Source organism: Pseudactinotalea sp. Z1748 (genome assembly GCF_049725185.1).
Lineage (GTDB): Bacteria > Actinomycetota > Actinomycetes > Actinomycetales > Beutenbergiaceae > CALKWS01.
On the sequence record NZ_JBMPQB010000002.1, the window covers coordinates 499,840 to 520,725 of the forward strand.

At 67.7% G+C, this 20,886-nt stretch carries 23 protein-coding genes; 16 read left to right on the forward strand and 7 right to left on the reverse strand.

Annotation, left to right across the window (positions count from 1 at the left end; genetic code table 11):
• Positions 1-109: 109 nt before the first annotated feature.
• Both ACO0LU_RS06685 and arfB read right to left on the reverse strand, forming a co-directional pair.
• Entirely contained in the window at positions 110-553 is a 444-nt protein-coding gene (locus tag ACO0LU_RS06685; protein ID WP_424790619.1) for a hypothetical protein, read from the reverse strand.
• 282 nt (positions 554-835) lie between these two features.
• Entirely contained in the window at positions 836-1,276 is a 441-nt protein-coding gene (gene arfB / locus ACO0LU_RS06690) for an alternative ribosome rescue aminoacyl-tRNA hydrolase ArfB (protein ID WP_424790620.1), read from the reverse strand.
• 55 nt (positions 1,277-1,331) lie between these two features.
• Between arfB and ACO0LU_RS06695 the strand changes: the two genes are divergently transcribed.
• Positions 1,332-1,910 carry a thymidine kinase gene (locus ACO0LU_RS06695; RefSeq protein ID WP_424790621.1) on the forward strand — a complete coding sequence of 193 codons (579 nt, stop codon included), beginning with the start codon at positions 1,332-1,334 and terminating at the stop codon, positions 1,908-1,910.
• Positions 1,911-1,943: 33 nt separating this feature from the next.
• Here the strand turns inward: ACO0LU_RS06695 and ACO0LU_RS06700 are convergent, their stop codons facing one another.
• Positions 1,944-3,464, reverse strand: coding sequence for an MFS transporter (locus tag ACO0LU_RS06700; RefSeq protein WP_424790622.1), 1,521 nt, complete (start codon positions 3,462-3,464; stop codon positions 1,944-1,946).
• A gap of 68 nt (positions 3,465-3,532) precedes the next feature.
• Here ACO0LU_RS06700 and ACO0LU_RS06705 point away from each other — a divergent pair, with 68 nt between their 5' ends.
• Positions 3,533-4,429, forward strand: coding sequence for a M23 family metallopeptidase (locus ACO0LU_RS06705; RefSeq protein WP_424790623.1), 897 nt, complete (start codon positions 3,533-3,535; stop codon positions 4,427-4,429).
• Positions 4,430-4,477: 48 nt separating this feature from the next.
• Positions 4,478-5,602, forward strand: a complete 1,125-nt coding sequence (locus ACO0LU_RS06710) for an NAD(P)-binding domain-containing protein (RefSeq protein ID WP_424790624.1) — start codon at positions 4,478-4,480, stop codon at positions 5,600-5,602.
• A 42-nt stretch (positions 5,603-5,644) separates the two neighbouring features.
• Here the strand turns inward: ACO0LU_RS06710 and ACO0LU_RS06715 are convergent, their stop codons facing one another.
• A complete protein-coding gene (locus tag ACO0LU_RS06715; protein ID WP_424790625.1) occupies positions 5,645-6,118 on the reverse strand; it encodes an FABP family protein in 474 nt (157 codons plus the stop codon).
• Positions 6,119-6,255: 137 nt separating this feature from the next.
• Between ACO0LU_RS06715 and ACO0LU_RS06720 the strand changes: the two genes are divergently transcribed.
• The 10 genes from ACO0LU_RS06720 to ACO0LU_RS06765 all read left to right on the forward strand — a co-directional run bounded on the left by ACO0LU_RS06720 (position 6,256) and on the right by ACO0LU_RS06765 (position 15,425).
• The gene (locus tag ACO0LU_RS06720) at positions 6,256-7,026 is read left to right on the forward strand and encodes a thioesterase family protein (protein WP_424790626.1); all 771 of its coding nucleotides are present in this window, start codon (positions 6,256-6,258) and stop codon (positions 7,024-7,026) included.
• A gap of 118 nt (positions 7,027-7,144) precedes the next feature.
• Positions 7,145-7,555, forward strand: coding sequence for a VOC family protein (locus tag ACO0LU_RS06725; RefSeq protein ID WP_424790627.1), 411 nt, complete (start codon positions 7,145-7,147; stop codon positions 7,553-7,555).
• A 141-nt stretch (positions 7,556-7,696) separates the two neighbouring features.
• On the forward strand, positions 7,697-8,539 hold the full coding sequence (locus ACO0LU_RS06730) for an SDR family oxidoreductase (protein WP_424790628.1): 843 nt from the start codon (positions 7,697-7,699) through the stop codon (positions 8,537-8,539).
• Between the two features lie 92 nt (positions 8,540-8,631).
• Complete coding sequence (locus tag ACO0LU_RS06735; RefSeq protein WP_424790629.1) at positions 8,632-9,165, forward strand: AAA family ATPase; 534 nt, start codon at positions 8,632-8,634, stop codon at positions 9,163-9,165.
• A 102-nt stretch (positions 9,166-9,267) separates the two neighbouring features.
• Positions 9,268-9,660 (forward strand): hypothetical protein, encoded by a 393-nt coding sequence (locus ACO0LU_RS06740; protein ID WP_424790630.1) that lies wholly within the window; start codon positions 9,268-9,270, stop codon positions 9,658-9,660.
• A 44-nt stretch (positions 9,661-9,704) separates the two neighbouring features.
• Positions 9,705-10,214, forward strand: a complete 510-nt coding sequence (locus tag ACO0LU_RS06745) for a hypothetical protein (protein ID WP_424790631.1) — start codon at positions 9,705-9,707, stop codon at positions 10,212-10,214.
• 85 nt (positions 10,215-10,299) lie between these two features.
• Positions 10,300-10,986, forward strand: a complete 687-nt coding sequence (locus ACO0LU_RS06750; protein WP_424790632.1) for an SDR family oxidoreductase — start codon at positions 10,300-10,302, stop codon at positions 10,984-10,986.
• A gap of 478 nt (positions 10,987-11,464) precedes the next feature.
• Positions 11,465-12,547 carry a hypothetical protein gene (locus ACO0LU_RS06755; protein WP_424790633.1) on the forward strand — a complete coding sequence of 361 codons (1,083 nt, stop codon included), beginning with the start codon at positions 11,465-11,467 and terminating at the stop codon, positions 12,545-12,547.
• A 114-nt stretch (positions 12,548-12,661) separates the two neighbouring features.
• Positions 12,662-14,020, forward strand: a complete 1,359-nt coding sequence (locus ACO0LU_RS06760; protein ID WP_424790755.1) for a serine hydrolase domain-containing protein — start codon at positions 12,662-12,664, stop codon at positions 14,018-14,020.
• Between the two features lie 43 nt (positions 14,021-14,063).
• Positions 14,064-15,425, forward strand: coding sequence for a C39 family peptidase (locus tag ACO0LU_RS06765; RefSeq protein WP_424790634.1), 1,362 nt, complete (start codon positions 14,064-14,066; stop codon positions 15,423-15,425).
• A gap of 57 nt (positions 15,426-15,482) precedes the next feature.
• Here ACO0LU_RS06765 and ACO0LU_RS06770 read toward each other — a convergent pair whose 3' ends face one another.
• From ACO0LU_RS06770 to ACO0LU_RS06780, 3 genes are all read right to left on the reverse strand, one after another.
• Positions 15,483-15,794 carry a DUF1905 domain-containing protein gene (locus tag ACO0LU_RS06770; RefSeq protein WP_424790635.1) on the reverse strand — a complete coding sequence of 104 codons (312 nt, stop codon included), beginning with the start codon at positions 15,792-15,794 and terminating at the stop codon, positions 15,483-15,485.
• 61 nt (positions 15,795-15,855) lie between these two features.
• Positions 15,856-16,323 (reverse strand): hypothetical protein, encoded by a 468-nt coding sequence (locus ACO0LU_RS06775; protein ID WP_424790636.1) that lies wholly within the window; start codon positions 16,321-16,323, stop codon positions 15,856-15,858.
• Positions 16,324-16,397: 74 nt separating this feature from the next.
• On the reverse strand, positions 16,398-16,835 hold the full coding sequence (locus ACO0LU_RS06780) for an Hsp20/alpha crystallin family protein (protein WP_424790637.1): 438 nt from the start codon (positions 16,833-16,835) through the stop codon (positions 16,398-16,400).
• Positions 16,836-16,986: 151 nt separating this feature from the next.
• Here ACO0LU_RS06780 and ACO0LU_RS06785 point away from each other — a divergent pair, with 151 nt between their 5' ends.
• The 3 genes from ACO0LU_RS06785 (at position 16,987) to ACO0LU_RS06795 (ending at position 20,666) form a co-directional block, all read left to right on the forward strand.
• On the forward strand, positions 16,987-17,733 hold the full coding sequence (locus ACO0LU_RS06785; protein ID WP_424790638.1) for a class I SAM-dependent methyltransferase: 747 nt from the start codon (positions 16,987-16,989) through the stop codon (positions 17,731-17,733).
• Positions 17,734-17,813: 80 nt separating this feature from the next.
• Positions 17,814-18,281, forward strand: coding sequence for a PPOX class F420-dependent oxidoreductase (locus tag ACO0LU_RS06790; RefSeq protein ID WP_424790639.1), 468 nt, complete (start codon positions 17,814-17,816; stop codon positions 18,279-18,281).
• 432 nt (positions 18,282-18,713) lie between these two features.
• Positions 18,714-20,666: an ABC transporter substrate-binding protein gene (locus ACO0LU_RS06795; RefSeq protein ID WP_424790640.1), complete on the forward strand. Its 1,953-nt coding sequence runs from the start codon at positions 18,714-18,716 to the stop codon at positions 20,664-20,666.
• The last annotated feature ends 220 nt before the right edge of the window (positions 20,667-20,886 follow it).

Genomic DNA, 20,886 nt, shown 5'->3' on the forward strand with positions numbered 1-20,886 from the left:
CAGGAGTACAGATGCCAGTCACCGCGCGCGGGCGGTGCCCGGCATGAGGATGCCCCGGGCACCGTGCCCGGGGCATCCTCATTCCACCAGCATCGCTGGTCCGGTTACCTCATGCGGCGAGTCCGAGACCATCGAGTATGCGGTTGAGTAGGTTGGTGATGGCGTTGACCGGGTTGCCGGGGCTGTCGAAGAGCCCGACGACCGCGCACAGGAGGTTGCCCAGCAGGTTGCCCGCGCCTGGCACCGCGGTGATGTCCAGTTCAATCGGGGACAGATCAACCTGCAGGCCTAGAACATCCAGGAAGATGGGGCCCAGGTCCAGGAATAGGATCTGGCAGCCTCCGGGCTGGGAGTCCGGGGTGGCCAACTCCGTGATGGGGGCAGTGAAGTCCTGCGTGATCTCAGTGTCTCCGGCCATGCCGGTGAGGGTTCCGCTGAGATTGACCACGCCATCGACAGCAGTGGCTGTCAGGTTCGACAGGGTTCCTTCGAAGGCCGTGCCATCGGCCAATTCACCGACGACTGGCACGGTCGCGGTGTCGTGTGACTCCATGGGGGCCACGACGGCGGGTCCAGGCGCTGCGCTAACGGGAGCAGCCATCGCGGTCCCCATTCCCATGGTGGCCGCGAAACAGAGCGCGGTGGCTACAGCGATGAGCCTTGCACGTTTCTTCATGGTCCTTCTCCTCAGTTGCGATAGGGATGCCCGGGTGTGATTTGGAACACTTGTATCGCCCGAACTCCTCCACGGTAAGTGGGCGGTTATCATCCGCAACTGGGGGAGCCACCTTTTTTCGGAACAATGTGGAATGGCACTTTAGCCGCCGCCTGAACTTCACTCCGGTCGCGGACGCATGCGGTTGCGCTTGATCTGGGCTCGCAGGCGCTTGCCCTCCAGCCGGCGGCGCTGGGAGCCGCGGGTGGGTCTGGTCGGGCGCCGCCGGACCGGAGGCATCACCGCCTCGCGCAGCAGGGCAGACATGCGCTCCCGGGCTGCGACCCGGTTGCGTCGCTGGGAGCGATGCTCTGCCGCGTCGACGGTCAGCACCGTCCCGGAGAGGCGAGTGCCGAGCCGGTCCAGGGCTCGCTTGCGCTGAATGTCGCTCAGGGCGGTCGTGGCGCTGATATCGAGGCTGAGTTGAACCCGCGAGTCCGTGGTGTTCACGCCCTGTCCGCCAGGCCCGGAGGCGTGCGAGAACCGCTCGAGCAGCTCTGCCGCCGGCACCGTGATCCCGGCCGGTGCGCCCGGCCCTGGGGGTACGCGCAGGTCATCCACGCCGGTCAGTATGACCCACCGAGGTTCGCCGTGGGCCGCTCGCTAGGGTCTTGCCATGCGCAACGAGACAGGTGGCCGGCTCCAGGTGGTGTGCGGGCCGATGTTCGCCGGCAAGTCCGAGGAACTGCTGCGCCGGGTGCGCCGGGCCCGCCTGGCCGGGCTGGCCGTGGAGGTGGTCAACCACAGCCTGGATGAGCGCCACGGCGCCGGTCAGGTCGCCTCGCACGCCGGCGGGCGCATCGCGTCCCGGGCGGTACCGGACGTCGCTGCGCTGCGCGATCTCCTCACCGGGCGTGACCCGGACCTGCTGGCCATCGATGAGGCGCAGTTCTTCGGCGCCGACCTGGTCCCCACGGTCGGTGACCTGGTCGCCGAGGGGATGACCGTCGTCGTCGCCGGTCTGTGTGTGACCTACGACGGCCGGCCGTTCGAGCCGCTGCCCGCCTTGATGGCACTGGCCGAGGACGTGGTGAAACTGACCGCCGTGTGCGCGGTCTGCGGGCGCGACGCCGCCTTCCACCAGCGGGTGGAGGAGGACGACGACGAGGACGCCCTGGTCCCCAGCGTCACCGCGATCGGGGGTACTGAGACCTACCAGGCCCGCTGCCGTCGCCACCTCAGGCTCGGGGCTTGACGGCGCCCCGGGCGTGGGCGCCGGTTCGGCCGGTCAGCCCAGGGGCGCCTGTCGGGTCACAGACGAGTCGGTCCGGGCGTTGCGCAGGTCGAACATCGCAACCACCAGGCTGACCAGCACGATCAGGGTGGTGGTGGCGAACCCGGCACTGATCGCCGCGGTCCAGTCCCGCTCGGCTAGCACCGCGAAGGCCAGGCCGGTGATCACGGCCAGTCCGATCGCGGCACCGAGGCGTTGCCCGGTCTGCAGCACGCCACCCGCGCTACCGGCGTACTCCAGCGGTACCTCGGCCAGGGTGAGGGTCTGGTTGGGGGCGATCACCATGCCCTGCGCAATGCCGATGAACGCCAACGTCAGCAACAGCCACCACATGCTCGCGGCACCGGTGGCCGCCAGTTGCACCACCGCGATACTCAGCACCAGCCCGAGCAGCGCGCAACCCATCCCGGCGATCAGGATCGGGCGGCCGTGGGTACTGGTCCAGCGACCGGCGAGGTAGGAACTCACCGCAGACATCAGCGCCGCGGGTAGGCCGATCAGCCCCGCCTCCAGGGCGCTGCCACCCTGGCCGCCCTGCACATACATCGCCACCAGCACCCACACACTGGTCACGCCCATGAAGTACAGCCCTGCGATGAGGGTGCCGCCCGTGAAACTGCGGATGCCGAACAGGGCCAGGTCCACCATCGGGGGGTGGCCCTGACGTTTGTGGTGTTGTTCCCACCAGGCCCACAGGGCCAGTAACCCCAGCCCTACGGGCACCAGCAGCCAGCCGCGCCAGCCGATGTTCCGCTCGACGAAGGGCAGCAGCAGCGCCAGCACCGCCAGGCCCAGCAGCACCGCACCCACCGGGTCAACATCGCGGACCGTGGTGCGGCGGGTGCTGCGGGGAGGGCGCATCGGCCGCGGCAGCCAGCGCAGGGCCAGCGCGATCGCGCCCAGTCCCACCGGAACGTTCACCAGGAAGGTCCAGCGCCACCCGTTCACCGACCCGGCCACCTCGACGATGAGCCCGCCCAGCACCGGCCCGATCGCCACCGAGATCCCGACCACCGCCCCCAGCGCGCCGTAGGCACGCCCACGCTCGGGTCCTCGAAAATACTGCTGGATCATGCCCACGACCTGCGGGGTGAGCAGCCCCGAGCCCAGTCCCTGCACGAACCGGGCCGCGTTCAGGGTGCCCGGGTCCGGGGCGAGCCCGGCCGCCACCGAGGACAGGGTGAACAGCGCGGTGCCGATGATGAACAGCGGTCCGCGGCCGAGGATGTCACCTGCTCGCCCGGCCGCCACCAGCACCACCCCGAACGTCAGGGCGTAACCGGTCAGGACCCATTGCAGGTCGGAGTCGCTGGCGCCCAGTCCTTGTTGGATCGAGGGCAGCACCACGTTGATGATGCTGACCGCCACCAGGGACATGAAGACGGCAGCCAGCGCCACAGCCAGGACGCGCCAGCGGGCGGGATCGGGGGCGTCGTCCTGCGGCGCCGGAGGCAGGCTGGTGGCCTCGGTGGTGAACTCATCGGGTCGATCCGGACCCTGGCTCATCGTGGACATGTAGCGGCTGATGGTACTCCCAACCGGTACGGTCCCGGTATGCATGCTGAGCCGGTCGACCTGGTCCGATGCGCCTGATCAGCGCCCAGCGGCCGGTGTGGGCCGGTCTGCTGCTGGCCGCCTTCATCGCGGTGGGACTGATCGTGCTGAATACCTTCATCCCCGAGCAACCGCTGCCGCTGCGGCCGAGGCACGCCCTGTTCGTGTCCGGGTCGATCGTCGTGCTGCTGCTGCTGATCGGCACCGCCCCGCGCGCGGCACCGGGCGCCCCGGCCGAGCTGCTCGCCCCGGTGCGGGGGCAGTGGGTGGCGATGAACAGCCCCGGCCAACACCTGCCCAGCCATGGCACGCGCACCCGTGGACAGTACTGCGCGGTTGATCTGTGCCGCCCGGCACGGGACTCCACTCCCGCGCTGGTCCGTGGGGGCTTGCGCGGGGCCAGACCCGAGGAATATCCCAGTTTCGGTGAGCCGGTCCACGCGATGGCTCCCGGAGTCGTCGTCCGCTCATTGGGTTCCGGGCGCGACCACCGCGCCCGCAGCACCTGGCCGGGCCTGGTGTACCTGGCCACGGTCGAGGCGATGGCCCGGGAGATCGGCGGCACTGGTGCGGTGCTGGGCAACCACGTCATCGTGGCCCACGACGACGGCACCTTCGCCGCGTACGCCCACCTGCGCCGGGACAGCGCGATCGCGCTCGGGAGTCCGGTGGTGGCCGGTGACGTGATCGGCCAGGTGGGCAACACCGGCAACACGTCGATGCCGCACCTGCACGTGCAACTGATGGACCGTGCGAACGTCGACGCAGCGGCCGGGCTGACGATGGTGTGGCCGCAGATCACCCGCGCCGGCGACCTCGACCCGACCTTCGAGAAGTACGCTCGTGAGCCCACCTCCGCGGCGCTGTCCCAGATGCCCCGCAACGGGGAGGTCTTCACCGCACCCGAAACCCAACCGGCTGAATAGGAGAAGGTAACCGGAAGGTTCGCGATCGCGGCGGCGTTGACCCAGGCGATGCTTCCAGAGCCTGCTCGCGTGACCGTCGTCGTCATCGGCGCCGGTCAGGCGGGCCTGTCCGCCGCCTACCACCTGAAGCGCCGGCGCTTCGGTAGCGCCCTACAGCGCGGGAACGACGGCGCCACCTACGTGGCCCTGGACGCCGCGGACGCCCCGGGCGGGGCGTGGCAGCACCGGTGGGAGTCACTGCGGATGAGTACGATCAACGCGATCTTCGACCTTCCGGGCATGCCCGTCCCGCCGGTGGATCCGGACGAGCCGAGCCGGGACGCGGTTCCGCGCTACTTCGCCGCCTATGAGTACGAGCACGGCTTCCCACTGGTGCGGCCGGTGCGGGTAACCTCGGTTCGGGACGCTCAGTATGATGCCGCCGACGCCATGGGCACGGGCGGCCGGGGCAACCGGGACCTGATCGTGCAGACCGACCGGGGGAGTTGGGTCACCCAGTGGGTCATCAACGCGACCGGCACATGGGACAACCCCGTGTGGCCGGTCTACCCCGGCGCGCAGACCTTCCTGGGACGGCAGTTGCATACCCGTGACTATGTAGCGGCGGAGGCCTTCGCCGGGCAGCGGGTGGCGATCGTGGGTGGCGGGATCTCCGCGGTGCAGCAACTGGAGGAGATTTCCCGGCACGCCACCACGTTCTGGTACACCCGGCGTGAGCCGGTCTTCCATGAGGGGGAGTTCACCTCCGAGACCGGCCGGGAGGTGATCGCCAACGTCACCGCCGACGTGGAGGAGGGCCGCCCCACCGGTTCGGTGGTCAGTTACACCGGTCTTGGCTGGACCCCCTACGCCCTGGCCGCGAAGGAGCGTGGCGCGTTGGTGCGCCGGGAGATGTTCACCGCGATCGAACCGGGCGGTGTGCGCGAGGCCGACGGGTCTTTCACCGACGTGGATGCGATCCTGTGGGCCACCGGGTTCAAAGGGGCGCTGGCGCACCTGGACCCGTTGGAACTGCGGAACGCCCAGGGCGGCATCATGCTGCGCGGAACCCAGGTGGCCGATGAACCGCGGGTGCACCTGATCGGGTTCGGGCCCTCCCAGTCCACCGTGGGCGCCAACCGTGCCGGGCGGGCGGCGGTCGCCGCGATCGTGCGGGCGCGGCGGGGGACCTGATCGGGGTTGGTCACATGGAGTTCACCGCCCCCGGATACCCGCCTACGCGGTCCGGGTCAGGACCGAACCGAGGTGATGGGTCATCGGAAGCCCCACCGCGGCCATCGCGAACTCCGTGGTCAACTCATCGCCGTCCAGCCGCAGCCGTCGGATGGTCGCGTCGACGATCTTGGCGCTCGCGGCATTGACCACCCGGGAGTGCAGTTCGGTGGCAAACCCCCTCGGTTCGGTGACCAAAGAACCCTCGGCCAACTCGGTCTGCCCGGTGGGCTGGGCCAGGACGAACTCCACGGCCTCGCCGCCGGCGACGCGGAAGAACCCGGTCTCGGTGTGCATCGGATCGCCGGCGGGTGACCACGTGCGTTGGAGATAGGTCAGGAAGGGCTTGCCGACGTCGGTGAAGGTGACCTCTTCGGTGTAGGTGAAGGAGGTGATGGTGGGGTACTCGCCGCGGCCGGGGCCGCGCCAGGTGCCGACCAGATCAGCGACGGGAGTCAGGGCGGGGTGCAGTGCCATGAACCCGACACTACGCCGGGATCGGCGGGCAGGAGCCTGCTCGGCCGCTTCGGGCGACCTGCGCCGTCGGCCCGCGCGTGCACGCCGAGCACCCAGGATGCCGGACCGACCCCGCCGATTGCCCCACAATGGCGCCCATGGCCTACTTCGAACGCATCGACACCTCCACCTTCCGCGCAACCGAGCACGTCGGGGGGGCATGGGTCGAGGAGGAACAGCACATCGCGGCGGCACTGGGACTGCTGGTGCACGCCGTGGAGCAGGACCGGGATGCCCGCCGCGACGACCACCTGGTGGTGGCCCGGATGTCCTACGACATCCTCGGCACCGTGCCGGTGGACGTGGTGGACCTCGCCGTGGAGGTGCTGCGGCCCGGACGCACGATCGAATTGGTCGAGGCGGTCCTGTCCCACGCGGGCCGGGCGGTGGTACGCCTGCGTGCGTGGCTGATGCAGACCCGCGACACCACCGCCCTGGCAGGCACGGCGCTGCCCCGGATCAAGCCCCCGGAGGAGATGGAGCCGGTCGATCCCACCCGCGACTGGCCCGGGGGCTTCATCAGATCCATCGAGGTGCGCCGCGACCACCATGAGCTGGGCCACGGGGCGTTCTGGGCACGCACCGCGCACGCGCTGGTCGCCGGCGAGGAGTCCAGCCGCACGGCGGCCTTCGCCGGGATGCTCGACGTCTCCAACGGCATGGCCATCCGTGCCGACCCCCGCGAGGTGCTGTTCCCCAACCTGGACCTGACCGCCCACTTCTTCGCCCAACCGCAAGGGGAGTGGGTCGGCTACGACACCACCGTGTCCTTCGGTGCCGCAGGCATTGGGCTGACGCACACGATCATCCACGACCACACCGGTCCGATCGGTGCCCACTCCCAGGTGCTCACGGTCCGGCCGCGCTGAGGCGTTGCCGCGGGCGGGTCGGGTCGCTGCCCATGGCCCGAAGGCGGACGCGGATCGTCCGGAATAAGGGTTAGCGTGCAGATTCACCTGGCCCCGACTCGGCGAAGGAGAACGCCCCATGAACAACGACCAGCCCCGCACCCCCGTGCTCGACCTGATCATCCTGGACTGTCCCGACGCCCTGGTGTTGGGCCGGTTCTACTCCGAGTTGCTGGGCTGGCCAATGGAACAGGGCGCCGATCGCGACTGGGTCAACCTTGAGCCTCCCGGTGGTGGGGTCTCCCCGGACAATCCGCAGGGCCGGCCCACGCTGGCGTTCCAGCGTATCGAAGACTGGGTCACGCCCACCTGGCCCGGTGGGGCACACCCCCAGCAGATGCATTTGGACTTTACCGTGGGTGACATCGATGCCGCCGAGCCCGGTGTGCTGGCCCTGGGCGCGCGGGTGCATGAGCACCAGCCCTCCTCCGACGGCGGGTTCCGGGTGTACCTGGACCCGGCCGGACACCCCTTCTGCCTGATCCGCTGACCACCAGCACACCGGAGGTCAAGCGCACCGCCCGGCCTCGGGCGTCCGGACGATCAGGATCCGGCAGGCATGCGCCCGCACATCCGGCGCCCGGACATCCCGCGCACGCGCTCGAGGCGCGCGTGCGCGAGAATCAGTGGCATGCGCACCAACCTTCGCGGCCAGAGGGTACTGATCACCGGGGCCGGTAGCGGCATCGGCCGGCTCCTCGCTCGCGGGGTGGCGCGGCGCGGTGGGCGGGTCGTGATCTGGGACCTGGACACAACCGCAGCCGCGGCGGTCCGCGATGAGATCCGGGCCGCGGGCGCACCTGCGGAATCGTTCGCCGTCGACGTCTCCGATGCCGCCGCGGTCGCGACCGTCGGGCGGGAGACCGGGCCGGTGGATGTGCTGATCAACAGTGCCGGCGTCGTTACCGGCAAGCCGCTGCTGGCGGTATCGGAGGAGGCGATCCGGCGCACCTTCGAGGTGAACACGCTCTCGCTGTACTGGGTCACCCGCGCCTTCCTGCCCGGCATGATCGAGCGCGGCCGGGGCAGCGTGGTGACGATCGCCAGTGCCGCCGCCCTGTTGGGCGTGGCCCGCCAGAGCGACTACTCGGCCAGCAAGGCTGCGGCCTTCACCTTCGCCGAGTCCCTGCGGGTGGAGTTGGCCAAGGACAAGACCGGGGTGACGTCGTTGGTGGTGTGTCCCTACTACATCGATACCGGAATGTTCGCCGGGGTCCGCATTAAGTTCCCCCGCGTCCTGCCGATTCTGGACCCGCAGCGCGCCAGTGACCGCATCCTGCGGGCGATCGAGCGGGGTCGCGCCGAACTCCTCATGCCGCGGAGGGTGATCGGTGTCCGGTTGGCCCGGCTGCTGCCGGTGACGGTGTTCGACCGAATCACCGCCTTCCTCGGGCTGCACGACTCCATGGATGCCTTCACCGGCCGGACCGGGGCTGCCGAGCGAAAAGGGCCGACGACGGCCGACCCTGCCTGATCGTGGCGGGGGCGCACGTAGCGCGCTCCCGCCGTCGTGCTGCGTCAGCGCCGTGCGAGTCCCCGCGAACACCCCGCGCTACGGTGCCGCGTGTGGATGACGCGAACGTGTTGCTGGTGATATCCGGCCTGCCCGGTGTGGGCAAGACTGCTGCCGCGGCTGCCGTGGCGAGGCGGACCGCAAGTGTGCACCTGTCCATCGACACCATCGAGGAGGCACTCCTCGAGAGCGGCCTCCCGCCCGGGTGGACTGTGGGCGTTGCGGCGTACGAGGCGGCCCGGGCGATGGCGCAGACCAACCTGATGGCGGGTTCGTCCGTGGTGGTCGATGCGGTCAACGATAGTGACGAGGCTCGCCGGACTTGGCGCCGCGCCGCGGAGCGGTGTGACGTGCCGCTGCGGTTCGTGCACCTGATCTGCTCCGACGTGACCGAGCACCGCGCGCGTTTGCAGCGCCGTACCCGGGGGTTTCAGCGCATTGGTGAGCCTTCCTGGGCGGATGTAACCGCTCGTGCCGCCGACTTTGCCCCCTGGTTGGAATCGGGCGAAGTCTCCGAGGTGGACACCGCCGGAGTGACCCTTCCGACCGTCGTGGAGGCGGTCCTCACCGCCAGGGATGGGTCCTAGCGCTGGTGTCTACTGGCTCGGCCGGGATACCTCGCTGGTGGCGGTGTGCTGGGCGGAAAATCGGGTGAGTTCCGCCATCGCCCCCTCCTACCATGGCCGCCCATGGACACCTGGATGGAGCATCGGCGGACGGACGGTGAACTGATCGGCTGGCTGCGCATGCGCGACGAGCACTTCGTGGCCGTCGACATGCTCGGCCGCGAGATCACCGAACCACTGGACTACCCCGACGCCGAGGAAGCGCTGGAGGAGCGCGGGCTGTCCTTCCTTGCTGAACCGTGGCTGCTGGAGCACCCGGACGGTACCTCCGAGCGAGTGCGGATCACCGAGGTCCACCCCGAGCGCATCACGGTTCGGCAGGACGACTACGGCGTGGCGGCAGTGGCCGGGGCGAACGTGCGTGACTACGTGCTGCCCTTCCCTGCTCCCGCGAGGCTACGGCCGCTTCATGATGAGAGTGGCGCAACGACGACGACGAAGGGCGGGCCGGCGTGACATCGACACAGTCGCAGGATCGAGCACGAGCTGAGACCGGCAGGGTGCGCAGCCGGGTACTGGTCCTGGAGCGGCGTATCGATGACCTGGAGTCGTTGCTGCTGCGGGGCCTGGTGCTGGCCACGGTCGTGCTGCTCGGGGCGGGAAGCCTGGTGACTGCGGCCACTGGTCCCGAAGTCGGGGCGTGGAGCGTGCTCACCGCACCGATCGGGGTCTATGACACCTTGGCCAACTCCGACAACGTGCCGGCAACGCTCGTGCTGCTCCTGGCGGCGGTGGCGCTGCTGGTGGTGGTTCTCGTCGCGTTGGGAGCCTGCGGCGTCATCTGGCGGCGTCACAGCGGTGCCGGGACGGCGCGTTTCATCCGGGTGGTCGGATGGCTCCTGCCGGCCGCGATCGGCGTGGTGCTGATCCTGACTCTGCTCGCCGGCGCCGAAACCGCCGAGCACGCCGAGGCCGGCTCCGCGGTGCGGTGGTTGGTTCCCGGGGCGGTGCTCTTCGCTCTCATGGTGCACTCTGACGGCCTTCGCCGGTTGTGGGTCACGGACTCGTGAGGTGCGCTGTTGCACCGCCGCCCGGCCGCGGTGATGATCGAGTGGTCCGGCACCGGCCGGCTCACCCGAACTCGGAAGGATCTCGATGACACAGCGAAAGCGCGTGGTGATCGTTGGCGGTCACGGCAAGATCGCCCTGCTCACCGCCCCGAAATTGACCGACGCGGGGTATGAGGTGCACTCCGTGATCCGTAACCCCGACCACCACGACGAGGTCGCCGTGACCGGCGCGCACCCGGTGCTGCTGGACATCGAGAATGCCGATGTCGGTGCCCTCACCAAGGTCTTCGACGGCGCCGATGCCGTGGTGTTCTCCGCCGGTGCCGGTGGTGGGAACCCGGCCCGTACCCACGCGGTGGACTATGAGGCCGCGGTGCTCTCGATGCAGGCTGCGGAGCGAGCCGGTGTGCGCCGGTACGTGATCGTGTCCTACATCACCGCTGCGGTGGACATCCACCGGCTCGATCCGGAGAGTTCCTTCTACCCCTACGCCAAGGCCAAGCATGACGCCGATGCCCACCTGCGCACAACGGAGTTGGACTACACGATCCTGGGTCCTGCCGGGCTGACCATGGAACCGGCAACAGGCAAGATCCTGTTGGCCGACGACGACGGGCAGGTTCCCGGCGTGGACCTCGCCGAGGATCAGCTGGTCACCTCACGCGAGAATGTGGCCGAGGTGATCGTGCACGTCCTGGAGTCCGGAACCGGGATCCGGCGCACCCTCAACTTCTATGACGGAACCACCCCGATCGCCGCCGCTATCGCCTGATCCAGGCCCTGGGGTTGGTGGTCACACGCGCCGCAGTCGCACCACGCACCGCCACAGCCATTCCACGGGAACGCGAAGGCGATGACGTCGTACGCCGAAAGGGCAAAACGGTCGCCTGAACTGCGCCAGGAACTACACGAGTTCAGGTAGCGTCAAGACGGTGGAATTGCACTCAATGGGGAATGCGAGGAATGTCATGGCGGCTGAGTGGCGAGAAGCGCGACTGATTCCGACATCGGGTATTCGAGGGGCGGTAGATCAAGAAGTTCGTGCGACCTCGGCCTTACTGTCGGTATTGACCGTGGTGCCACAGTTTGCTCATTCGATGCTGAAACCGTGCGGTGCGCCACTCGGGCCCAAACGAGCGAACGTCAAGGCGTATACAGAAGTAGCCTTCGAAGACAAGAAGAATAAGCGTACGCCCCGCCCTGATGGTTTGGTCCGTGTCGAGCGAGGCTCGAGCAGTTGGACGGCCCTTGTGGAAGTAAAGACGCAGACCAATGGGCTCGACAAAGATCAGGTCGAGAGTTACATGGACGTCGCTCGAGAGAATGAGTTCGACGCGGTCATAACGATCTCCAACGAGATCCCACCGGTCCTCGGCACGCACCCAGTCGATCTCGATAAACGCAAGTTGCGTGCGATGCCTGTCTACCACTTCTCCTGGGTTCGCTTGATCTCGCTCGCAGTGGCGTCCAAGGAGGTCCACGGCATCGAGGATGAGGAGCAGGCTTGGATCCTCAGCGAACTCATCCGGTACTTGGAACATGAGAACTCCGGTGCTTTGGAGTTCGAAGACATGGGGAGCAGTTGGACCGCTGTCACCGACGCCGTGCGAACCGGCATCGTCCGACGAGGGGATGGTGACGTCGCTGACGTCGCAGCGAAGTTCGACGGCCTGGTCCGTTACATGGCGCTCAAGTTGGGGCAGAAGTTGCGTGTCGACGTCGAGCCGATGTTGTCACAGCGGGAGCGTGCAAACCCTAACGTGAGGACTGAGGCCCTGGCGCGCGAGTTGGCGGAGGACCACACGATGTCAGCGAAGATCCGAATCCCGGGTACGGCAGCAGATCTAGAGTTTCGCTGTGATATGAGAGCGCGAAGGATTCATGTCTTCTCCAAGGTGCCTGCGTCGGGACATGCGCGAAACGAGACTCGGGTCAATTGGCTCCTCAGGCCACTGGCCGAAACATCTGGCGACGTGATTATCGAAGCGCACGCTGCTCGTCGGCAGCATGCGGCAACGATTGCGGAGTTCCGAGAGGACCCGAAGGACGCCCTGCCCGAGGCGTTTCCCGAGATCAAGAGTTTCACAGTTTCTCGGGTCTACGACTTAGGCATGAGTCGACGCACCTCCGCCAAGACGTCGTTCATTAACTCCGTGATCGCTGCGGTTGACGACTTCTACATCAATCTCCTACAGCCTCAGAAGGTGTGGACGCGGCCGGCACCGAGGTACAAGCCGATCTCACGCTCCGGTCAGGAGGAGGAGACGTACTCCTCCGAGGAGATCTCGGGGGCCGGTGCACATGAGAGCGACACGATGGAAGGAGAAGTCTGACGATTCGGCCATGAACGGCACCGGCGCACGCCATCCATCAAGGCGTGGGTAGGACGCGAGATCCGCCGAGACCTCAGCGGCGCCCGCCTGTTAGCGTCGTCGCCCGTGACTGAGATGACATTGCTGCCCACCACCGCCCGCCGTCTGGACCTGCGCGCCGCCACCCTGCAGACCAAGGGACGCATTCCGTCTCTGGTCACCGGGCTAATGCGGGACTCCCGCCTGGTCTGGACCGCTGCCCGGGGTACGTTTCCCGAGCACGCCGACCCGGGTGAGTTGCAGTACCGGATCGGGTCGATCACCAAGACCTTCGTCGCCGTCGTCGTACTGCAGTTGCGCGACGCCGGCGCCCTTCGGTTGACCGACACCGTCGAGCAGCACGTGCCCGGAACCCCGTTCGGCGATCGCACCCTCACCGAACTGCTTACCCACACCGGCGGGCTGGCCACGGAACTTCCCGGCTCGTGGTGGGAACGGTCGCCAGGGGTGGACCGGCAGGGCCTGCACGAGGCGTTGGCGCAGGGCACCGTGCTGGACCGGCAGGGACGCCATGTGCACTACTCCAACATCGCCTTCGCGGTACTGGGGGAGGTGATCGCTGCGGTCACCGGACGCCCTTGGGATGAGGTGCTCACCGCGCAGGTACTCGGGCCGTTGCAGATGGACAGCACGACGACGTCGGCTCGCTCTCCCTTCGCCACCGGGTACGCGGTGCATCCCTATGCCGACGTGCTGCTGCCGGAGACGATCCAGGACACCGGGGCGATGGCCCCGGCGGGGCAGTTGTGGTCCACCATGGGTGACCTCAGCCGCTGGGCGGCCTTCCTGGCCGGGGACACCGCTGACGTGCTACACGCCGACACCCTCGCCGAGATGTGCGAGCCGATTGCGCTGGCGTCGGGTCCGCAGTGGGCCAGCGCCCGCGGACTTGGGGTGCAGGTGACCCGCAGAGCGGGGCGGCTCCTGGTCGGACACGGCGGCTCGATGCCCGGTTTCCAAGCCGGCGTGCAGGTGGACCGGGAGGCCGGGCTCGGTGTGGTGACGCTGATGAACTGCACCACGCCCGGTGATGTGGAGGGACTGGACGACCCCTTCGACATCGTCGAGGACTGCGAACCGCGCCTGCCGCAGGAGTGGGTGGCCCGCGCCGATGTGCCCGCAGAGGTGCTGGCGCTGACCGGGTCCTGGTTCTGGGGGACCTCCGAGGGCACGGTGCGGGCACTCGGCGAGGACTGGATCGAACTGCAGCGCGTCTCTGGGATGACCACCACCAGCAGGTTCCGGCCCACCGGCACCGACACCTGGGTGGGCCTGGACGGTTACCACCGCGGGGAGTCCCTACGCGTGCGACGCGCACCCGACGGCGAACCCCAGACTCTCGACGTCGGCACCTTCGTCTTCACCCGCCGGCCCTACGAGCCCGGCGAGTTCATCCCCGGCGGGCTGGACGGCGGCGGCTGGCCCGTCACCTAGCGTTGCTCAGGCGTCGTGACCGGTGATCGGTACAGTCGTGGCGATGTCGAGTGACCATGACGCAAACAGGATCTCCCGCCGCAAGATGTTGGGCTCCGTGGGGGCGGTCGGCGTGGCCGGCGCGGGCGCGCTCGGAGCAGCGGCACTGATGCGCTCGCGATCCGAGCCTCCCGGCTTGGACGACCCCGCCCCCGAGCCTGCGTCCCGGGGGGTGTACATGCAGGCATGGGAAGGCACCGACGGCTTCGACCAGGGCAGCCACGAGGGCACCGCGGTCGATCCCGCAGGGCGCCTGGTCCTGACCTCGCCCACCGGCACGGTGGAGTACACCGACCCCCACACCGAGGTGGCCCGCACCTACGACACCGCCACCTGGACCTCCCCGCAGGTCGAACTGCCGTTCGCTGCCACCGAGGTGATCCCCTCTTGGAACGCGCGCACGCCATCGGGCACGTGGGTGGAGGTAGCGGTCCAGGGGATCACCGACTCCGGCGAGCACACCGACTGGTACGTGCTCGCGCGCTGGACCCGGGGCGATGACGCCCCCGATATCCAGCGCGGCACCGTCGAGGGGCAGCGCGGCACGCGGGCCGGCGTCAATGTGGACGTGCTGGCGATGCGACACAGCCACACCTTGACCGGACTGCGAGTGCGGGCCACGCTGCACCGGATCGCCGGCGCCGCGCAGACCCCTGAGGTCGCGCTGCTCACTGCGATGGCCTCGGCGACTCCCGACGAGCGGGCGGTGCCGGTCAGTGAGCCAGGGGACGCCGCCGGCATCGTGCTGGACGTGCCCGCCTACTCCCAGCACCTGCACAAGGGTCACTACCCGGAGTGGAACGGGGGAGGGCAGGCCTGGTGCTCACCGACCTGCACTGCCATGGTGCTGGACCACTTCGGCCTGGGCCTCGATGCCGAAGAGACCGGGTGGGTGGATATCGAGGGAGAACAGCGCCCCCAGGTTGACCACGTCACCCGGTATGTCTTCGACTACACCTACGGAGGCGCCGGGAACTGGGCGTTCAACGCGGCCTACGCCGGAGAGCGGGGCGCCCGGGCCTACATCACTCGGCTGCGGTCACTGCGTGAGGCCGAGGAGTTCATCAGCGCCGGCATCCCCCTGATCTGCTCGATGTCATTCACCGAAGCCGACCTCGACGGCGCCGGATACGGGACGGACGGGCACCTGCTGACGATCGTAGGGTTCGACGCCGACGGAGACGTCGTGGTCAACGACCCGGCGTCCCAGGACGAGGCCGACGACGGCAAGGTGCGCGTCACCTACCGCCGTGACCAGTTCGAGAGCCTCTGGCTGACCACGTCCGGTGGCCTCGTCTACGTGATCGCACCCCCGGGCCATGCCCTGCCCGAACCCGTGGACGCGGCGGAACCGAACTGGGTCTGAGCCGGCTGGCACTCGCCGGCATCAGGTGGCCCAGACTGCACGCCGCGGCAACGCGCCTCATCTCACGGTGATCTGGGGCCGTCCCGGCTCCAGTTCCAGGTGGGCTGAGACCAGGTCGCCATCGTCGATCTGCTCGGCCCGTCGTACCGCCACCTTCACCGGCAGTGCGTACATGCCTCCCTTGGGGAACATGGAGGTCTGCCAGGTGGTGGCACCAATGCGCGCTCGGACGGGGATCGCCCCCCAGCCGTAACTGACGTCGGCGGCCACGGCGTGGATGTCCGCACTGATCGACTCGGGCACGGTGACGAAGTAGAACGGGGCGGGGCCGCGCCAGTACCAGATCTCGCCCTCGAAATCCCAGGTCATCGCTGCTCCTCGACCGCTCGTTCTAGGTTTGCTTCGGCACGCCGGCGAGGGGCATCGGGTCTCAGATGCGCACGACCATTGCCCGCACGCGGTTAGCGCCGTCCTCCCACTCGCTCACGCGTCTCCAGTTCGCTTCGCGGAGCCGCTGGTCGATGAGTTTCTCCCAGGTGTCCGGGCGCAGCCGCGCGGGAAGCGACAGGACCTCCACCTCCACGCGAGTGGAGGGGATGGTCACCGAGATCTGGCCGGGGGCCTCGTGATCCTCACCCCCGGGCGGCTCAGAGTCCACGATGATGATGCGCTGGGCATGATCGGCCGCGACCGACCAGATCTCGCCTTCGGTGGCAGCCGATTCATAGCCCCCCGTGCACTCGATCTCGTCGCCCGCGCCGTCGCACTCGACCGTGTAGGTAAAGGTGGCCTCGAAGACGGCGTCAACGTCCACGTCATCGGTGTGCTCGGCCAGTGCCGGAACCAGTGACTGCTCGATCGCTTCGGCTCTTGTCGGGTACCGCTTCGGGTGAGACACGCTCCTGCCTCCGTACGCAGGTGGACCGGTGGTGGCGGGCGAGCCCGGCCGGGCACCCGCCACCACCGCATGATTCAGTCCGCTTGTTCGATCGTGGACTGCTTGCTCGAGTGAGTAACCTCGATCTTGCGGGGCTTGGCTTCCTCGGCCACCGGGATCGTCAGCGACAGCACGCCATCGGCGTATGAGGCGTCGATCCGATCCACCGACACCCCGCTACCGAGCATCAGTTGGCGCGCGAATGTGCCGGTGGGCCGCTCCCGCGCGAGCCACTGGGTCTGTTGGTTCTCCGCCTGTCCGCGCTCCGCACGGATCGTCAGCGTCTGGTCCTCGACGTCGACATCGATCGACGATGGATCGACCCCGGGAAGGTCCATGTTCAGAACGAACTTGTCCCCATCGCGATACAGATCGATCGGCATCGCATTGCTGCGTCCGGAGGACATCACTTGTCCGAGCGCATTACTGAATACACGGTCCATCTCGCGGAACGGGTCGATTCGCGTGGCCATCACCATCACCTCCGAGTGGATACCCGGGCCCGGACCTTCCAGGCCCGATGAAGACGACCGTTGTCACGGTCGATTTTAGCACTCTCATGCCGAGAGTGCTAACCGGCGGTGCTCACGAATTGGTTGGTGACGCGGGTGCGACCATGGGGTGATGACGACATTCGACGAACTACTTGCCGAGGGCGCAGCGGTGCCCACCGAGGGCTGGGACTTCAGTTGGTTCGCCGACCGGGCCAGCGAGGAGCGCCCACCCTGGGGTTACGCCGGACTGGTCGCGCAGCGATCGGGCACCGCCCGGGCGATGCTTGATGTCCAGACCGGCGGGGCCGAGGTGCTCGCGCAGATACCGCACGCCCCACCACTGCTGCGCGCCACCGAGTCCTGGCCCCCGAACCTGGACCTGGCCCGCCCGCGACTGACGGCGCTCGGGGGGCAGGTGGTGCAGGTGGAGGACACCGAACCGCTGCCGTTCGAGGACGGCACCTTCGACCTGGTGGTCTCCCGCCACCCCACTGTGGTGCTGTGGGATGAGATCGCCCGGGTGCTTCGTCCAGGCGGAACCTACCTGTCCCAACAGGTGGGGAAGGCCAGTGTGCACGAGTTGTCGGAGGCGATGCTGGGGGACTTCGAGCCTTCCGACGGGCGCAGTCCGGAGCGAGCGGTAGCCGCCGCCGAGGGGGCCGGGCTCCGAGTGCGGGACCTGCAGACCGCCCGCCTGAGGATGACCTTCAACGACATCGCCGCCGTGGTGCACTTCCTGCGCAAGGTGATCTGGATCGTGCCAGGGTTCACCGTGGACGCCTACCGTCCGCAGCTGGAGCTCCTGCATGAGCGCATCCAGACCGAGGGCCCGTTCGTGGCGCACAGCACCCGGTTCCTGATCGAAGCGGGCCGCTAGGCAGCGACGGCGATGGTGGGCGACCATGCAGCGTCATTCGCGCATGGTGGCGCGGGCCGGGTAGCGGTAGCGTGGGGACCATGAGCATCGCCACCGCCACCCGCGTGGAGCGGGCCGAACTGTTGGACTTCATCCGCACCCGGCACCGGGTCACGCTGATCACCCATAAGGCCAGCGGAGGACTGCAGGTCTCGCCGGTGAGCGCGGGCGTCGACGAGGCCGGCCGGGTGGTGATCGCCACCTACCCCGAACGCGCCAAGACCAGCAACGCCCGGCGCAATCCGCAGGTGTCGATGCTGGTGCACTCCGATGAGTGGAACGGGCCCTACGTACAGGTGGACGGGACGGCCGAGGTGCTCGACGTACCCGAGGCCGTGGAGCCACTGGTGGAGTACTTCCGGAGCATCTCGGGGGAACACCCGGACTGGGCCGAGTACCGCGAGGCCATGGTGCGTCAGGGCAAGTCCCTGCTCCGGATTGAGATCACCGGCTGGGGTCCGATCGCCACCGGCGGCTTCCCACCCGGGCGGGAGCCGGCACGCGGGTAGGCATACCTCCGGTACCCATCTATGCAGTCCCGATAGCGCATGAGCGCGGCCGGCTGGCGAGGGTACGGTGCGTGACTAGCACGTTCCCCACCGGTGGGCGAGTCCATTTCCCACGACCCCCCGGGCCCCGGAACGGGGGCGTCCGGTGGCCCCTGGAACGCACAAGCGCGCAGATCAGGCGCAAAGTCACGGTGGCATCACGCCCAGCCGGGAGGAGTGACGGCTAGGTCTCACTTCGGTAACGATGCGGACACGAATGCCGTCACCTCGAACAATCCCAGCCCTTGGCGTGTGTACGCTTCCCCTGTCCATGGCGGATGCAAAGTGCTCGTCGGACCCACGAGGTCCAGCCGGAAGCGGTCCGGGGCGAGTCGCTCCTTGCCATTCATAGGAGGAACATTGAAGACCAGGCGCTTTACGGCGGGAGTTGCGATGACCGCAGCAACCGCCCTCGTGCTGGCCGCATGCAATGGCGGTACCGGTGACGACCCAGACACAGAGCCCGATGACAGCGACGACAACGGTGGCGTGAGCGAGGCTGCTAGCGCGATCACCATTGGCTGGAACCAGACGTTCTACGAGTACAACAGCAACTCGCGGACCGGTAACGCCGCCGCGAACAACAACATCCTGTACCTGATGAACGACGGATTCCGCTACTTCGACGGCGACCTGGCGTTGCAGCGGAATGAGTCCTTCGGCACCTTTGACATGGTCGAGGAGACCGAGGACTCCATGACCATGGAATTCACCCTCTCCGATCAGGCGTACTGGTACGGCGGCGAGGAGCCGGTCGAGATCGACGCCGCTGACCTGATGTTGTACTGGGCGGCCCACTCCGGTCAGTTGAACACCGAGACCGACGCCGACGCGGTCCGGGAGGAAGTCCAGGGAGAACTGCTCGAGGAGTTCGGCGAGGAGAACGACGACGGCGAACTCGAGGTTCCGGCCGAGTCGATGGAGGAGTACCTCGCGGCCGTCGAGACCGAGGTCTCCGAGCGACTGGCTGACGATAACGAGGTCTACTTCAACTTCCCCTTGACCACGTCCGTCGGGCTGATCGAGGAGACACCGGAGATCATCGCCGACGGTAAGGGCGTGACCTTCGACTACAACCAGCCCTACGTGGACTGGGAGTACAGTTTCAGTGTGGGCGTCCCCGCGCACGTGGTCGGAATGCGGGCGCTGGACATCGACGACCCGCAGGAAGCCAAGGACCGGGTGATCGCTGCGATCCAGGATGAGATCACCGAGGACCTCGCGCCGATTGCGGCGTTCTACAACACCGGCTTCCAGTTCGGCGACACCCTGCCGGACGACGAACTGCTGTACCTGTCCTCGGGCGCGTACCTGATGACGGACTTCCAGCGGAACCAGTACGTGACCCTGACGGCCAACCCGGACTACACCGGGGAATTCCCGGCCGCGATCGAGGAGATCACCGTCACCATCTCCGGTGACCCGATGACCCACATCCAGGCCCTGCAGAACCAGGAAGTGCACCTGGTCCAGCCGCAGGCAACCCCGGACACGCTGGCCGCCCTGGAGAACCTGGGCGATCAGGTCGGGATCTTCAGCGGTGACGGTCCCACGTACGAGCACATCGACGTCATCTTCGACAACGGTGGCCCGTTCGACCCCGAGACCTACGGTGGCGATGAGGACGTTGCACGCGACGTCCGCAATGCCTTCTTCAACCTGGTTCCGCGCCAGGAGATCGTGGAAACCCAGGTCCAGCCGATCAACCCCGAGGCCGAGGTGCGCCACTCCTACACCCAGGTCCCCGGTTCTCCGAACTACGACCAGATGGTTGAGACCAACCAGATGGAGCAGGCCTGGCCGGTGGAGACCGACCTGGACACCGCGGTCGAACTGATCGAGGGCACCGGTGTGGAAACGCCGATCCCGGTCCGGTTCATGTACGACCCGTCCAACTCACGACGCGCGAACATCTACGAACTCGTCCGCGAGTCCGTGGAGCGTGAGGGTCTGTTCGAACTGGTCGACGCCGGTGACGTCAACTGGGGATCGCTCCTGGCTGACACCACCATCTACGACGCCTCCCTGTTCGGGTGGCAGTCCACCTCCACCGCGGTTGGTGCCGCTGGTCAGAACCACGTCACCGGTGGGGTGAACAACTTCGGTGGGTTCTCCAACGAGCGCGTGGACGAGATCTTCGCCGAGTTGAGTTCCGAGACCGATGCTCAGGCACAGGCGGATCTGCTCGCCGAGGCCGAGCAGATCCTGGTGGAGGAAGCGTTCGGCACGGTGATCTTCCAGCACGAGCTCATCGCGGGCTACGATGCACGGTTGCAGAACATCGAGCCGATCGCCTTGGCACCGACCATCTTCTGGAACTACTGGGAGTGGGAGCTCACTGAGTGAGTCGAGGGTTCCTTCTGAACTCTGACTCCTAGGTAGACACCGCAAGTACGTGGGGGCATCGGGCGCCCTACCGGCCCCGATGCCCCCACACTTGTGCGTACCCAAACCGACCCATGGCTGGTTCGGCTGGGGTACCGTCATCGCCTAGAATCCACCGCAACTCACCCCGGCCACTGCCGACTGCGAGGTCCAGTTTTGCTGCAGTTCATAGTCAGACGAG